Origin of the sequence: Streptomyces sp. NPDC015131, from assembly GCF_043079975.1 — a bacterium.
In the GTDB taxonomy this organism is placed as follows: Bacteria; Actinomycetota; Actinomycetes; order Streptomycetales; family Streptomycetaceae; genus Streptomyces.
The window spans coordinates 367,573-382,457 of sequence record NZ_JBIBVB010000007.1; the positions used below are offsets into that span (position 1 = coordinate 367,573).

The 14,885-nt window shown below is 74.4% G+C and carries 13 protein-coding genes; 9 read left to right on the top strand and 4 right to left on the bottom strand.

Annotation, left to right across the window (positions count from 1 at the left end; all coding sequences use genetic code 11):
* Positions 1-153 precede the first annotated feature (153 nt).
* Positions 154-1,362, top strand: a complete 1,209-nt coding sequence (gene metK, locus ACF08D_RS27375) for a methionine adenosyltransferase (RefSeq protein ID WP_392226200.1) — start codon at positions 154-156, stop codon at positions 1,360-1,362.
* A gap of 149 nt (positions 1,363-1,511) precedes the next feature.
* Positions 1,512-3,662, top strand: coding sequence for a primosomal protein N' (locus ACF08D_RS27380; protein WP_392226201.1), 2,151 nt, complete (start codon positions 1,512-1,514; stop codon positions 3,660-3,662).
* 78 nt (positions 3,663-3,740) lie between these two features.
* On the opposite strand, the gene ACF08D_RS27385 is transcribed toward ACF08D_RS27380, so the two are convergent.
* Entirely contained in the window at positions 3,741-4,262 is a 522-nt protein-coding gene (locus ACF08D_RS27385) for a hypothetical protein (protein WP_392226203.1), read from the bottom strand.
* A 226-nt stretch (positions 4,263-4,488) separates the two neighbouring features.
* Here ACF08D_RS27385 and fmt point away from each other — a divergent pair, with 226 nt between their 5' ends.
* From fmt to ACF08D_RS27420, 7 genes are all read left to right on the top strand, one after another.
* Complete coding sequence (gene fmt / locus ACF08D_RS27390; protein WP_392226372.1) at positions 4,489-5,430, top strand: methionyl-tRNA formyltransferase; 942 nt, start codon at positions 4,489-4,491, stop codon at positions 5,428-5,430.
* An 87-nt stretch (positions 5,431-5,517) separates the two neighbouring features.
* Positions 5,518-5,988, top strand: coding sequence for a hypothetical protein (locus ACF08D_RS27395; protein WP_392226205.1), 471 nt, complete (start codon positions 5,518-5,520; stop codon positions 5,986-5,988).
* Positions 5,985-7,406 (top strand): RsmB/NOP family class I SAM-dependent RNA methyltransferase, encoded by a 1,422-nt coding sequence (locus tag ACF08D_RS27400; protein WP_392226207.1) that lies wholly within the window; start codon positions 5,985-5,987, stop codon positions 7,404-7,406. The genes ACF08D_RS27395 and ACF08D_RS27400 overlap by 4 nt, the downstream gene beginning before the upstream one ends.
* 120 nt (positions 7,407-7,526) lie before the next feature.
* Positions 7,527-8,210 (top strand): ribulose-phosphate 3-epimerase, encoded by a 684-nt coding sequence (rpe, locus tag ACF08D_RS27405; protein WP_392226209.1) that lies wholly within the window; start codon positions 7,527-7,529, stop codon positions 8,208-8,210.
* Positions 8,211-8,294: 84 nt separating this feature from the next.
* Positions 8,295-9,341, top strand: a complete 1,047-nt coding sequence (locus tag ACF08D_RS27410; protein ID WP_392226211.1) for a sugar-binding transcriptional regulator — start codon at positions 8,295-8,297, stop codon at positions 9,339-9,341.
* A 170-nt stretch (positions 9,342-9,511) separates the two neighbouring features.
* Complete coding sequence (locus ACF08D_RS27415) at positions 9,512-10,957, top strand: GuaB1 family IMP dehydrogenase-related protein (protein WP_392226213.1); 1,446 nt, start codon at positions 9,512-9,514, stop codon at positions 10,955-10,957.
* A gap of 169 nt (positions 10,958-11,126) precedes the next feature.
* The gene (locus ACF08D_RS27420) at positions 11,127-11,975 is read left to right on the top strand and encodes an RNA polymerase sigma factor SigF (protein WP_392226215.1); all 849 of its coding nucleotides are present in this window, start codon (positions 11,127-11,129) and stop codon (positions 11,973-11,975) included.
* A gap of 133 nt (positions 11,976-12,108) precedes the next feature.
* Here the strand turns inward: ACF08D_RS27420 and ACF08D_RS27425 are convergent, their stop codons facing one another.
* The 3 genes from ACF08D_RS27425 to ACF08D_RS27435 form a co-directional block, all read right to left on the bottom strand.
* Entirely contained in the window at positions 12,109-12,480 is a 372-nt protein-coding gene (locus ACF08D_RS27425; RefSeq protein WP_392226217.1) for an ATP-binding protein, read from the bottom strand.
* A gap of 69 nt (positions 12,481-12,549) precedes the next feature.
* Positions 12,550-13,851: a PP2C family protein-serine/threonine phosphatase gene (locus ACF08D_RS27430; protein ID WP_392226219.1), complete on the bottom strand. Its 1,302-nt coding sequence runs from the start codon at positions 13,849-13,851 to the stop codon at positions 12,550-12,552.
* The gene (locus ACF08D_RS27435; protein ID WP_392226221.1) at positions 13,848-14,843 is read right to left on the bottom strand and encodes a SpoIIE family protein phosphatase; all 996 of its coding nucleotides are present in this window, start codon (positions 14,841-14,843) and stop codon (positions 13,848-13,850) included. The genes ACF08D_RS27430 and ACF08D_RS27435 overlap by 4 nt, the downstream gene beginning before the upstream one ends.
* Between the last annotated feature and the right edge of the window lie 42 nt (positions 14,844-14,885).

The window sequence follows — 14,885 nt, forward strand, 5'->3', positions numbered from 1 at the left end:
TGGCGGAAGTGGCCATTCCGGCTTCCACCGTGCGAGACACCTGGTCCGGTGGACAAGAGCGCCCGATAAACTGTCCTCGGAACGACGCGGGGCGCAGCCCCCTGCCGGTCCGCAAATGATCAGCCAGCAGCCGCTGCAAACCCAGGGAGCGTTGTGTCCCGTCGTCTGTTCACCTCGGAGTCCGTGACCGAAGGTCACCCCGACAAGATCGCTGACCAGATCAGCGACACCATTCTCGATGCGCTGCTGCGGGAGGACCCCACCTCCCGTGTCGCCGTGGAGACGTTGATCACCACCGGCCTGGTGCACGTGGCCGGAGAGGTGACGACCAAGGCGTACGCCGACATCCCCACGCTGGTGCGCAACAAGATCCTGGAGATCGGTTACGACTCCTCCAAGAAGGGCTTCGACGGCGCGTCCTGCGGCGTCTCGGTCTCGATCGGCGCCCAGTCGCCCGACATCGCGCAGGGCGTCGACACGGCGTACGAGAAGCGCGTCGAGGGCGACGAGGACGAGCTCGACAAGCAGGGCGCGGGCGACCAGGGCCTGATGTTCGGGTACGCCTCGGACGAGACGCCCGAGCTGATGCCGCTGCCCATCCACCTCGCCCACCGGCTGTCCAAGCGCCTGACCGAGGTCCGCAAGAACGGCACGATCCCCTACCTGCGCCCCGACGGCAAGACGCAGGTCACCATCGAGTACGACGGCGACAAGGCCGTCCGCCTCGACACCGTCGTCGTCTCCTCGCAGCACGCCTCCGACATCGACCTGGAGTCGCTGCTCGCGCCCGACATCCGCGAGTTCGTCGTCGAGCACGTGCTCAAGCAGCTCCTGGACGACGGCATCAAGCTGGACACCGAGGGCTACCGCCTCCTGGTCAACCCGACCGGCCGCTTCGAGATCGGCGGCCCGATGGGCGACGCGGGCCTGACCGGCCGCAAGATCATCATCGACACCTACGGCGGCATGGCCCGCCACGGCGGCGGCGCCTTCTCCGGCAAGGACCCGTCCAAGGTCGACCGCTCGGCCGCCTACGCCATGCGCTGGGTCGCCAAGAACGTCGTCGCCGCCGGCCTCGCCTCGCGCTGCGAGGTCCAGGTCGCCTACGCCATCGGCAAGGCCGAGCCGGTCGGCCTGTTCGTCGAGACCTTCGGCACCGCCAAGATCGACACGGAGAAGATCGAGAACGCGATCGGCGAGGTCTTCGACCTCCGCCCGGCCGCCATCATCCGCGACCTCGACCTGCTGCGCCCGATCTACGGCCAGACCGCCGCCTACGGCCACTTCGGCCGGGAGCTGCCCGACTTCACCTGGGAGCGCACCGACCGCGTCGACGCCCTCCGCAGGGCGGCCGGGCTGTAGCCCCCACCGCGTACCGCCGGAGTCCGGCACCCCCAGGCGGGGTGCCGGACTCCGGCGTTTCAGCGGGCGCCCCCGGCACGGGCCGGTACCCGTGAGGGCCGTCCCGCCGCCCACCGGCGCTGTCAGTGGGCTCTGGTAGGAATGAGGCTGTGAGCAGCGACGACGCGAAGCGGGAAGGCGGGGGCCGGGGGGCCGAGCCGCCCGAGCAGCTCGCGCTCATCCGGGAGACCGTGCGCCGGGCCAAGGTGCCGAAGGCGAAGCCGCGCACCTGGCGGGGGGCCGCCCTGGCGAAGGAGCTGCCCGTCGCGCGGGTCGTGGTGAACAAGGGCGTGCTCCACCTCGACCAGTTCTTCGACTACGCCGTGCCCGAGGAGCTGGACGCCGACGCCCGGCCCGGGGTGCGGGTCCGGGTGCGGTTCGGGGCGGGTGCCCACCAGGTCAGGGACGGGCGGCGCGAGGGCGGGCGGCTCATCGACGGGTTCCTCGTCGAGCGGCGGGCCGAGTCGGACTACTCCGGCCCGCTGGCCGCCCTCGCCGGTGTGGTCTCGCCCGAGCCGGTGCTCGACGCCGAGCTGCTCGGACTGGCCCGCGCCGTCGCCGACCGGTACGCCGGGAGCCTCGCCGACGTCCTCCAGCTCGCCGTCCCCCCGCGCAGCGCCCGCGCCGAGAAACGGCCCTCGCCCGCGCCGCTGCCGCCCCCCGCCGCGCCCCCGCCCGGCACCTGGAGCCGGTACGCACGCGGGGAGGAGTTCCTCGCCGCACTCGCGGGCGGCGCCTCGCCCCGCGCCGTGTGGAACGCGCTGCCCGGCCCGCACTGGGCGCGGGAGCTGGCCACCGCGGTCGCCGCCACCCTCGCCTCCGGGCGCGGCGCCCTCGTCGTGGTGCCCGACGGGCGGGCCGCCGGCCGGCTGGACGCGGCCCTCACCGAGGCGCTGGGCGAGGGCCGGCACGCGGTGCTCACCGCCGACGCGGGCCCCGAGAAGCGGTACGCCCAGTGGCTCGCCGTCCGGCGCGGCTCCGTCCGCGCGGTCGTCGGCACCCGCGCGGCGATGTTCGCCCCCGTCCGGGACCTCGGCCTCGTCGCCATCTGGGACGACGGGGACTCCAGCCACAGCGAGCAGCACGCGCCGCTGCCCCACGCGCGCGAGGTGCTGCTGCTGCGCGCCGCCCACGACAAGTGCGGCTTCCTGCTGGGCGGGACGAGCTGCACGGTCGAGGCCGCCCAGCTCGTCGAGACCGGCTGGGCCCGCCCCCTCGCCGCCCCCCGCGACCGGGTCCGGGCCGCCGCGCCCCTCGTCCGGACCGTCGGCGACGGCGAGCTGGCCCGCGACGAGGCCGCCCGGGCCGCCCGGCTGCCCTCGCTCGCCTGGCAGGCCGCGCGCGAGGGGCTGAAGACCGGGCCCGTCCTGGTCCAGGTGCCCAGGCGCGGATACGTCCCCCGGCTCGCCTGCGAGCTGTGCCGCACCCCCGCCCGGTGCCGGCACTGCGCCGGCCCGCTGGAGGCCCCGCACCAGCGGGAGCTGCGGTGCGGCTGGTGCGGCCGGGACGCGCCGGAGTGGACGTGCCCCGCGTGCGGCTTCGCCCGGCTCCGCGCCCAGGTGGTGGGCGCCCGCCGCACCGCGGAGGAGCTGGGCCGGGCCTTCCCGGCCGTGCCGGTCCGGACCTCGGGGCGGGACCACGTCCTCGACAGCGTGCCGGGCCGCCCCGCGCTCGTGGTGAGCACCCCGGGCGCCGAACCGGTCGCCGAGGGCGGCTACGCGGCGGCGCTCCTCCTGGACGGCTGGGCCATGCTGGGGCGGGCCGACCTCCGGGCCGGCGAGGAGGCGCTGCGCCGCTGGATGGACGCCGCCTCGCTGGTGCGCGGCCAGGACGAGGGCGGCACCGTCGTGATCGTCGCCGAGCCGACCCTGCGGCCGGTGCAGGCACTGGTGCGGTGGGACCCGGTCGGCCACGCCCAGCGGGAGCTGGCCGAGCGCGCGGAGCTGGGCTTCCCCCCGGTGTCCCGGATGGCCTCGGTGACCGGGCGGGCCGAGGCGGTGGCGGCGTTCCTGGCCGCCACCGAGCTGCCCGCCGAGGCGGAGGTGCTCGGCCCGGTGCCGCTGCCGCCCCCGCCGCCGGGCGCCCCGCGCCGCCCGGGCGACCCCCCGCCGGGCGAGACCTGGGAGCGGGCGCTGCTGCGGGTGCCGCCCGGCAGCGGGGCGGCGCTGGCCGCCGCGCTCAAGTCCGCGCAGGCCGCCCGCCTGGCCCGGGGCGGCACCGATCCGGTGCGCATCCGGGTGGACCCGCCGGACATCGGCTGACCGCGGTCCGCTGGGCCCCGGGGTACGACGACGGCCGCCCGGCCCCGGGGGGAGGGGGACCGGGCGGCCGGGTGGAGGTCAGCCGTTGCGGGGGCCGGGGAAGGCGCTCGGGCGGACCTCCTCGCGGAGGGTCTGGGAGCCGGAGGTGGGCTGGGGTGGCATCGATCGGGCCGCCGGGACCGACGGCACCGTCCGCGCGGGGCCCGGCTCGGCGGAGGGGTCCGCCTCGGCCGGCGCCGCCGGGGGCGCGGCCGGCCGGCGCGAGCCGTACCGGCGGTGCACGGCCTGCTTGGTGACGCCGAGCGCGGAGCCCACCGCGTCCCACGAGAAGCCCAGCGAACGGTCGAAGTCCACCGCCGCGGTCACCAGGGTCTCGACGCTGTCCCGCAGCTCCTGCGCGAGCCGGACGGTGGGGGCCGGCGCCCTGCCGTAGACGACGAAGCCCGTGGACGGGCCGGATCGCCGCGGGCGGTACACATTGCCGAGCTGGGCGGTGAGCGTGCGCAGTGCGTCCACCTGCCGGCGTACCCGCTCGATGTCCCGCACCAGCAGGTGCAGGCTCGCCCGGGCCTGGGCGTCGTGGGTTGCGTGGTCGGCCATGTACAAGCCTCTCGAACCGGCGTTGACAGGGGTGGGCCGCTCCGTGGCGGCGGCCCGATGTGGTCAATCTGCCTTGACCAACGCGCCACCCGTGGTCGGGGTCACGCTGACGGGGCGTATCCGCATATGCCCAGGGCGCGCGACGCGGCGCACGCCCCCGCACGCCGGCGCCTAAACTGGTGTGCTGCCCACCGACGCCACCGAACAGACAGGCAGTCAGCCACTGATGAAGCTCGTCTTCGCCGGCACCCCCGAGGTCGCCGTACCCGCCCTGGACGCCCTGATCGCCTCGGACCGGCACGAGGTGGCCGCCGTCGTCACCCGGCCCGACGCCCCCGCCGGACGCGGCCGCCGGCTCGTCGCCAGCCCGGTCGCCCAGCGCGCCGAGGAGGCCGGCATCGAGGTCCTCAAGCCGGCCAGGCCCAGGGACGAGGACTTCCTGGCGCGGCTGCGCGAGATCGCCCCCGACTGCTGCCCGGTCGTCGCCTACGGCGCCCTGCTGCCCCGGGTGGCCCTCGACGTGCCCGCGCACGGCTGGGTGAACCTCCACTTCTCGCTGCTGCCCGCCTGGCGCGGAGCCGCCCCCGTCCAGCACGCCCTGATGGCCGGCGACGAGGTGACCGGCGCCTCGACCTTCCAGATCGAGGAGGGCCTCGACTCCGGCCCCGTCTACGGCGTCGTCACCGAGGACGTGCGGCCCACCGACACCAGCGGCGACCTCCTCACCCGGCTCGCCTTCGCCGGGGCGGGCCTCCTCGCCGCGACGATGGACGGCATCGAGGACGGCACCCTCAAGGCCGTCCCCCAGCCCGCCGAGGGCGTCACCCACGCCCCGAAGATCACCGTCGAGGACGCGCACCTCGACTGGACGGCCCCCGCCCTGCGCGTCGACCGCGTCGTCCGCGGCTGCACCCCCGCCCCCGGCGCCTGGACCGTCTTCCGCGGCGAACGCCTCAAGATCGTGCAGGCCGCCCCCGTCCCCGACCGCACCGACCTGGCGCCCGGCGAGCTGTCGGCCGCCAAGAACAACGTGTACGTCGGCACCGGCTCCCACGCCGTGGAGCTGCTCTGGGTCCAGCCGCAGGGCAAGAAGCCGATGCGCGGCGCCGACTGGGCACGCGGCGTACGCATCGCACCGGGCGAGAAGACCGGCCCCGGGCCGACGTAGTCACCTCAGGCGCGTAAGAAGTCACGTTCGTTGCCCTGCGTCCGTGTGTAGCCTGTCGATTGGTTCGAACGGATGAGGGGGCCGAGGGTGGACGCGGAACGCCAGCATGAGGCGGTGCGACTCCCTGAGGGGTCCTGGTGGGACTGGGACGTCGTCGCCTGGGATGCCGCGGAGCTCCGGCTGGCGGCGTCGTACGACCTCACCTTCCTTCACGGCTTGGAGCTCGTCTTCGGAGATCCGACCCTCGTCAGCTGCCCGGCGAAGTTCCTTGATCCGGTGTTCCGCGCGCCAACGAGCGAGGAGCTCGCGAGAGTCACCCGTCAGATCGGTGAGGAACCGCCTGTTCTCGTCGCCTTCGAGACGGACGCGGGCGGGCTGGAGCCCGTCTGCTGTCTGATCGCAGCGGAACGGATCGAAGTCGTGCAGGAGACGGTTCTGCGGTACTGGCGCGACGACGCAGCTCCTGGCCAGCGGTTTGCGCCGTGGGTGCGATCGCCGGCCCCGGGCCGACGTAGGCTGGGAGGGATCGAGCCACACGAAACGCGGAGCACCTTTTGAGCGAGCAGTCCCGTCGCCGTCCCCCCAAGCCGTACCGCCGCCCCAAGAAGGACCCGGTGCGGATCCTGGCGTTCGAGGCGCTGCGCGCGGTCGACGAGCGTGACGCGTACGCCAACCTCGTCCTGCCGCCGCTGCTGAAGAAGGCGCGCGAGAAGGAGGGGTTCGACGGCCGGGACGCCGCGCTCGCCACCGAGCTGGTGTACGGGACCCTGCGCCGCCAGGGGACGTACGACGCGATCATCGCCGCCTGCATCGACCGGCCGCTGCGCGAGGTGGACCCGCCGGTGCTGGACGTGCTGGCGCTCGGGGCGCATCAGCTGCTCGGGACCCGCATCCCCTCGCACGCGGCCGTCTCGGCGAGCGTGGAGCTGGCGCGGGTGGTGCTCGGCGACGGGCGCGCCAAGTTCGTCAACGCCGTCCTGCGCAAGATCGCGCGGCAGGACCTCGACGCCTGGCTGGCCGAGGTGGCCCCGCCGTACGACGAGGACGCCGAGGACCACCTGGCCGTCGTCCACTCCCACCCGCGCTGGATCGTCTCCGCGCTGTGGGACGCCCTGGGCGGCGGGCGCGCCGGGATCGAGGACCTGCTGGAGGCCGACAACGAGCGGCCCGAGGTCACCCTGGTCGCCCGCCCCGGCCGGTCCACCCCGGCCGAGCTGCTCGCCGCGGTGGGGGAGGAGGCGGCCCTGCCCGGCCGCTGGTCCCCCTACGCGGTACGGCTGGCCGAGGGCGGCGAGCCCGGAGCCGTCGACGCCGTGCGCGAGGGGCGGGCCGGCGTCCAGGACGAGGGCAGCCAGCTCGTGGCCGCCGCCCTGGCCAACGCCCCGCTGGACGGACCCGACCGGCGCTGGCTCGACGGCTGCGCCGGCCCCGGCGGCAAGGCGGCGCTGCTCGGCGCGCTGGCCGCCGGCCGCGGCGCCGCGCTGATCGCCTCCGAGAAGCAGCCGCACCGCGCCCGGCTGGTCGAGCGGGCCCTGGCCGGCAACCCCGGCCCGTACCAGGTGATCACCGCCGACGGCACCCGCCCGCCCTGGCTCCCCGGCTCCTTCGACCGCGCCCTGGTCGACGTGCCCTGCTCCGGCCTGGGCGCCCTGCGCCGCCGCCCCGAGGCCCGCTGGCGCCGCCGCCCGGAGGACCTGGAGAGCTTCGGCCCGCTTCAACGCGCCCTGCTCACCGAGGCGTTGAAGGCCGTCCGGGTCGGCGGCGTGGTCGGCTACGCGACCTGCTCCCCGCACCTCGCCGAGACCCGCGTGGTCGTCGACGACGTCCTCAAGCGGCACGGCGGGGCCGAGCTGATCGACGCCCGGCCCCTGATGCCCGGCGTCCCCGCGCTCGGCGACGGCCCCGACGTACAGCTGTGGCCGCACCTGCACGGCACGGACGCCATGTACCTGGCGCTGCTGCGGCGGACCGGCTGAGCCCGCCGGGCCCGGCCGTACCCGCTGATACGCCGGGATTGCGGTAAGTGTGCCGCGTCCCGCCAAGGTCACCGGGCCATCGGGTGAAAGAAACGCCGTCAGGCATGGCAGGCTTGGCACATGGCCCAGATCAACCCCAGCATTCTGTCCGCCGACTTCGCCCGCCTCGCCGAGGAGGCGAAGGCCGTCGAAGGCGCCGACTGGCTCCACGTCGATGTCATGGACAACCACTTCGTGCCCAACCTCACCCTGGGCGTGCCCGTCGTGGAGTCGCTGAGCCGGGCGACGGACACCCCGCTGGACTGCCACCTGATGATCGAGGACCCGGACCGCTGGGCCCCGCAGTTCGTGGAGGCGGGCGCCGGGTCGGTGACCTTCCACGTGGAGGCCGCCGCCGCCCCCGTACGGCTGGCGCGGGAGATCAGGGCCAAGGGGGCGCGGGCGTCGATGGCGCTGAAGCCCGCCACCCCCATCGAGCCGTTCGAGGACCTGCTCCCCGAACTCGACATGCTGCTGATCATGACCGTGGAGCCCGGCTTCGGCGGCCAGGCGTTCCTGGACATCATGCTGCCCAAGATCCGCCGCACCCGGGAGCTGATCTCCAAGCACGGCCTCCAGCTCTGGCTCCAGGTCGACGGGGGCGTCTCGGCCTCCACCATCGAGCGCTGCGCCGAGGCGGGCGCCGACGTCTTCGTCGCCGGTTCCGCGGTGTACGGGGCCGAGGACCCGGCCGCCGCGGTGCGGGCGCTGCGCGAGCAGGCCACCGCCGCGACGGCCTCGGCGGCCTGGGCGTGCGGCCACTGAGCCACGGGTGCACCACGGGCAGATGAACGCAGCCCAACAGGACCGATCACGGACCGCCGGATCTGCAAGGATGGCGATCCGGAGTTGAACAGCAGTGAGGAGAGCGCGGTGTCTGCTATGTCGGCGGGACGGCCAGCCCTGCGGATGGGACCCGCGGAGCTCGTGCAGGCGGCGGCCATGGCCCGCCGTTTCTATCTGGAGGGCAAGTCCAAGATCCAGATCGCCGAGGAGTTCGGCGTCAGCCGCTTCAAGGTGGCCCGGGTCCTGGAGACCGCCCTGGAACGCGACCTCGTGCGCATCGAGATCCGCGTACCGGCCGAGCTGGACGCCGAGCGCTCCGACGCGCTGCGCGCCCGCTACGGCCTGCGGCACGCGGTCGTCGTCGAGTCCCCGCCCGAGGGCGAGGACGCCTCCCCGGACCCGGAGAACCTGGGCGAGGTCGCCGCCGACCTGCTGGGCGAGCTGGTCGCCGAGGGCGACGTCCTGGGCCTGGCCTGGGGCCGCTCCACCATCCACATGGCCGCCGCGCTCGACCGGCTGCCGCCCTGCACCGTCGTCCAGCTCACCGGGGTGTACGACGCCGGCACCGCCGAGCGCGGCTCGGTGGAGGCGGTCCGGCGCGCCGCCCAGGTCTCCGGCGGCGAGGCGCACCCCATCTACGCCCCGATGCTGCTGCCCGACCCCGCCACGGCGGCGGCGCTGCGCAGCCAGACCGGGATCGCCCGGGCCTTCGAGTACTTCGACAAGGTCACCGTCGCGGCCGTGTCCATCGGCTCCTGGGAGCCCGGCATCTCCACCGTCCACGACATGCTGACCGACGAGGAGCGGGCGCACTACGCCTCGCTGGGCGTGGCGGCCGAGATGTCCGCCCACCTCTTCGACTCCTCGGGCCGCCGGGTCGGGCGCGACCTGGGGGAGCGGTGCATCACGGTCGAGGCCGACCGGCTGCGGCGCATCCCGGAGGTCGTGGCCATCGCGGGCGGCCGGCGCAAGGCGGCGGCCATCGGCGCGGTGCTGCGGTCCGGGCTGGTCACCAGCCTGGTCACCGACACCATGGCCGCGGACTACCTGCTGAGCGAGTTCACCCCGGGCCCCCGCCCGGCGCTGGACCGCACCGACCCGGACGAGTAGGCCCCGCACCCCGCGGGGGCGGTTTGGAGGAACCCACAGGTGCCCCCTTCAGGGCCTGTGGGTTCCGCCCGGGGCGTGCGCCCGCGCCGTCATGGGACAATGAAGTACGTGCGTTTTCCCCCGGCTGACATGACCGGGGGCCAACTCCGAACGACTGGGATGTTCAGCACGTGCGTTTCCTCAATGACCTGAAGCCGCCGTACGACCTCACGTACGACGACGTATTCATGGTGCCTAGCCGCTCGGCCGTGGGCTCCCGCCAGGGCGTCGACCTGTCCTCCCCCGACGGCACCGGAACCACCGTCCCGCTGGTCGTCGCCAACATGACGGCGATCGCCGGCCGCCGCATGGCCGAGACCGTCGCCCGCCGCGGCGGCCTGGTCGTCATCCCCCAGGACATCCCGATCGAGGTCGTCACCGACGTCATCTCCTGGGTGAAGAGCCGTCACCACGTCCTGGACACCCCGATCGTCCTCGACCCCCACCAGACGGTCGCCGACGCGCTGTCGCTGCTGCCCAAGCGCGCCCACAACGCGGGTGTCGTCGTCGACGCCGACCAGCGCCCGATCGGTGTCGTCACCGACGAGGACCTCACCGGGGTCGACCGCTTCACCCAGCTCTCCGAGGTCATGTCCAAGGACGAGCTGCTCCTGCTGGACGCGGACATCGACCCGCGCGAGGCGTTCAACACCCTCGACCACCACAACCGCCGCTACGCCCCCGCCGTGGACAAGGACGGCCGCCTCGCCGGCATCCTCACCCGTAAGGGCGCCCTGCGCGCGACCCTCTACACCCCGGCCGTCGACGCGAACGGCAAGCTCCGCATCGCCGCGGCCGTCGGCATCAACGGCGACGTCGCCGGCAAGGCCAAGCTCCTGCTCGACGCGGGCGTCGACACGCTCGTCGTGGACACCGCGCACGGCCACCAGGAGTCGATGATCGCCGCGGTCAAGGCCGTCCGCGGCCTGGACCCGCAGGTCCCGATCGTCGCCGGCAACATCGTCGCCGCCGAGGGCGTACGCGACCTGATCGAGGCCGGCGCGGACATCATCAAGGTCGGTGTGGGCCCCGGCGCCATGTGCACCACCCGCATGATGACCGGTGTGGGCCGCCCGCAGTTCTCCGCGGTCCTGGAGTGCGCCGCCGAGGCGAAGAAGTACGGCAAGCACGTCTGGGCCGACGGCGGGGTCCGCCACCCGCGCGACGTCGCCATGGCGCTCGCCGCCGGCGCGTCCAACGTGATGATCGGCTCCTGGTTCGCCGGCACCTACGAGTCCCCGGGCGACCTCCAGCAGGACGCCAACGGCCGCCTCTACAAGGAGTCGTTCGGCATGGCGTCCAAGCGCGCCGTGCGCAACCGCACCAGCGAGGAGTCCGCGTACGACCGGGCCCGCAAGGCGATCTTCGAGGAGGGCATCTCGCACTCGCGGATGTTCCTCGACCCCGCCCGCCCCGGCGTCGAGGACCTGATCGACTCGATCATCGCGGGCGTCCGCTCGTCCTGCACCTACGCGGGCGCGGGCTCCCTGGAGGAGTTCGCCGAGAAGGCCATCGTCGGCGTCCAGAGCGCCGCCGGCTACGCCGAGGGCAAGCCGCTGCACGCCAGCTGGAGCTGACGCATCGTCAACCGCCGTACCGGCGGACGGAAGTGGCCGTCTCTTCTACCCCGTAGAGGCGGCCACTCCGCTTTTTTCGCGAGGGGCCGAATTCCTACGCGTGGGTGCGTTTGGGGCGGGTACACGCGCTGTGCGAACGCACGGAGACGACAGGGAGGGTGCAGTGTCCATGGCGACCACGATCTCGGCCGGTACGACCCCGCAGACCGCGAACGAGCTGCCGGAGGTCCGCAACCCCGGTGAGGTGGCTCCGAAGGACGCGAAGGAGCTCTCGAAGCAGTTCTTCGACCGCCTCGCCGTCCTGGAGGAAGGCACCGCGGAGTACCAGTACGTCCGCAACACGCTGATCGAGCTCAACCTCTCCCTGGTGAAGTACGCGGCGACCCGCTTCCGCAACCGGGCCGACCAGATGGAAGACATCATCCAGGTCGGCACCATCGGGCTGATCAAGGCGATCGACCGCTTCGACCTCAGCCGCGAGGTCGAGTTCACCACCTTCGCCATGCCGTGCGTCATCGGTGAGATCAAGCGGTTCTTCCGGGACACCAGCTGGTCCGTGCACGTCCCGCGGCGCCTCCAGGAGCTGCGCATCGACATCGCCCGCGCCACCGACGAGCTGTTCCAGCGCTTCGACCGCTCCCCGACCCCGGCCGAACTGGCCGAGCACCTCGGGATGGAGGAGGACGAGATCCTCGAAGGGCTCGTCGCCGCCAACGGCTACACCGCCGGCTCCATCGACCTGCCGCTCGACGACAGCGCCGACAACTCCTCCGAGACCCTCGGTGACCGGCTCGGCGCCCCCGACCGCGAGCTGGACCTGGTGGAGAACATCCAGGCACTCAAGCCGCTCATCGAGCAGTTCGACGAGCGCGACCGGCGCATCCTGAAGATGCGGTACGTGGACGAGATGACCCAGTCGGAGATCGGCGCCGAGCTGGGCGTCTCCCAGATGCACGTCTCACGGCTGCTGTCCCGGATCACCGCCCGGCTCAGGGAAGGACTGCTGGCGGTCGACTGACCGCCCACTTTTCTGCCTTGTCAGACCAGGCATGTATGAGGCCGGTGCCGGGGTTCCCGCCCCCGCACCGGCCTCGTCGTCCGTCCTAGGGCCCGCCATCGCCCGGCCCGCCGGGGGACGGCGGGCCCGGTGCTCAGGCCGCTTCCGGCAGGTGGGTCCAGGTCGCCCGCACCGTCTTGCCCGCCGGGGTCGGGCGGACCTCCACCCGGCCCGCGAGGCGCAGCACCATGGGCCAGCCGAAGCCGCCACCCCCGCTGAAGTCCGGGGTACGGGCCCGGGGGAGGTCGGGGCTGGAGTCGTCCAGCTCCACGCACAGCTCGTCGCGGTCCGCGCGCATCCGCAGCCGCCACCAGCCCCCGGTGTGGCGCAGGGCATTGGTCGTCAGCTCGGTGACGACCAGCTGCACCGCGTCCAGATCTGCCCACGGGCAGTGCTCGGTCACGAACCGCGCGGCCGTCTCACGGGCCGAGGCGCAGTCGGTGTACGGCGAAATCTTGACTACCACGAGCGGCTCCTTCGTCCATCACCGCTCGCATACCCCGAGACCCGGCCTTACTCACGGGCCCGGCGAGGTTCAGCCCTCCACCCGGCGCACGGTCAGGGCGACGGTGTCGTCCGGGTGCAGGATCACCGTGTGCATGTCGTCGGCGATCGCGGCCGGGATCTCCTCTATCGGCCGGTGCCGGTGGCGCCGGGCGGCCGTCGCCAGCCGCTGCTCGCCCTCGCGGGGGTCCCGGCGGCTCTCGGTCAGCCCGTCCGTGTACAGGACCAGCAGGTCGCCCGGGCCGAGCCGGTCGCGCAGCAGCCGCTCGCTGCCCGGCAGCGGGAAACCGATGCCCCGGCCGCGCACCTCCAGCAGGGACGCGTCGCCCGCCTCCCGTACGAGCAGGGCCGGCGGGTGGCTGCCGTTCGCCAGCACCAGCTCCCCGCTCCTCGGGTCGAGCCGGGCGAGCTGCACCGTGGCCATCAGCTCGTGGTCGAACGTCGCCAGCACCTCGTCCGTCCGGGCCACGATGGACTCCAGCGGATGGCCCTCCAGGGCCAGCGTGCGCACGGCGTGGGTGACGTTCAGCGCGCTGCGCGTACTGGTCAGGCCGTGCCCGAGGGCGTCCACCACCGTGATGTGCACGGTCCCGTCGGGCAGCACGAACCAGTCGTAGAGGTCGCCGCCCGTCGGGGCGTGCTTCTCCGCCGGCTCGTAGTGGACGGCCATCTCCAGGCCGGGCACCCGCACCGGCGGCGGGCGCAGCGCGTCCTCCAGCTGGCGCAGTATCCGGCCGTGGGCCTGCCGCAGCTGCTCGTCGCGCTCCTCCAGCTGTACGTAGAGGGCCAGGACGCCGCTGTTGGTCTCGGCCAGCTCGTGCTTGAGCCGCTGGTGGTCCTCGGCCAGCGCGTCCGCCCGGTCGACCGCCGCGCTCAGCTCCTCTTCCAGCAGCTCCACCAGGCCGGGAGGATCGTCCCTGCACGGCTCCGGCGCGGAGGGCGCGGGCACCCGCCACACGGCGGCCGTGCCCGGCAGCCGCTCCGCCGGCAGCGGGAGCCCGTCCAGCGACGGCCGGCGCGGCGCGTGCGGCAGGTGCAGCCGGACCACCAGCCGGCCCTCCGCGTCCCCCTCAGGGCTGTCCATGGCGGGGCCGTCCGTGGCGGGGCCGTCCACGGCGGGCCGGTCCTCGGGCGCGGGCCCGCCGTTGCGCGCCGGCGGCACGGTCTCCAGGAGGACGGGCCGGCCGGCCGCCAGTTCGGCGCCCGCCACCCGCGTCGCCGACAGGGCGAGCCGGTAGCGCAGCTCGACGGGCAGGCCGGCCCGGTGGGCGACGCGGCGCAGGGCGCTGCGCAGACCCGCGAGCGAGTGCAGGGTGGTGATCTGCGGTTTCATGCTTCTCTCCGGGGCGGGCCCAGGGCGAGGACGGTCGCGTCGTCCCGGCTGCGCCGGTGGGTGTGGACCAGGGCGGCGGCAAGCAGCGGCGCCGGCAGCATGGTCAGAAACGGGGTGGGGGTGCCGGTCCAGGACGCGTCGACGCCGTCGCTGTGCAGTACGGCGACGGTACCGGGCGCGGCGGGGACGCGCTGGACACGGGGCTCGGGCATGTTCCAGCCGACCACCCCGGGCTGCCCGCCGAAGCGCTGCCGGGCCCCGTCGCGGTCCAGCAGCAGGGCGCGCACATTGCCGACCGAGCAGTGCTCGACGCCGCCCTCCGACAGGCGCAGCAGCCCGACGGCCGCGCCCCGGCTGCGCCGCAGCGCCCGGTTCATGGCGTGCAGCAGGCCGGGCAGCGGGAGGCCCGGGTCGCGGTGGAAGACCCGCACGGCCAGCTCGGCGGCCTCGGCGGCGGGCGCGCCGTGCCCGAGCCCGTCCACCACCAGGGCGGTGCGGACGCCCCCGCGGACGTCGAGCCCCCAGGAGTCGCCGCACGCGCTCTCGCCGTCGGCCGGCACCCGTACGGCGCCCACGCCGGGCGCTCCCGGGGCGGGGCCCGCGCCCGGCTCGCCCAGGCGGGCGGAGACGACGGTGCCGGTGCCCCTCCTCGTACGGACCGCGAACTCGTCCGCGATCCGGCGCACCGCGCCGAGGCCGGAGCCCAGCGTGCCGCCGGTGGTGTACCCGTCGGTCAGGCACCGCTCCAGGTCGGCCATGCCCGGGCCCCGGTCGACGGCGAGGATCTCCACACCGGTGCGCAGCGGCAGCGCCTGGATGTACAGGGCGCCGCCGACCGCGTGCCGGGCGACGTTGCCCGCCAGCTCGCTCGCGAGGACGGCCGCCCGGTCGGGCAGGGCCCCGGTGAGCCCCTGGTCCAGGGCCGCCCGGCGCGCGGTGGTCGCCGCGCGCTGGACGGCGCTGTAGTGGTCCACCGGCACGTGCGCGGTCACCGTCGAGGGTGCGGCCGGAGCGGGCGGTGCGGACGGCCTGGA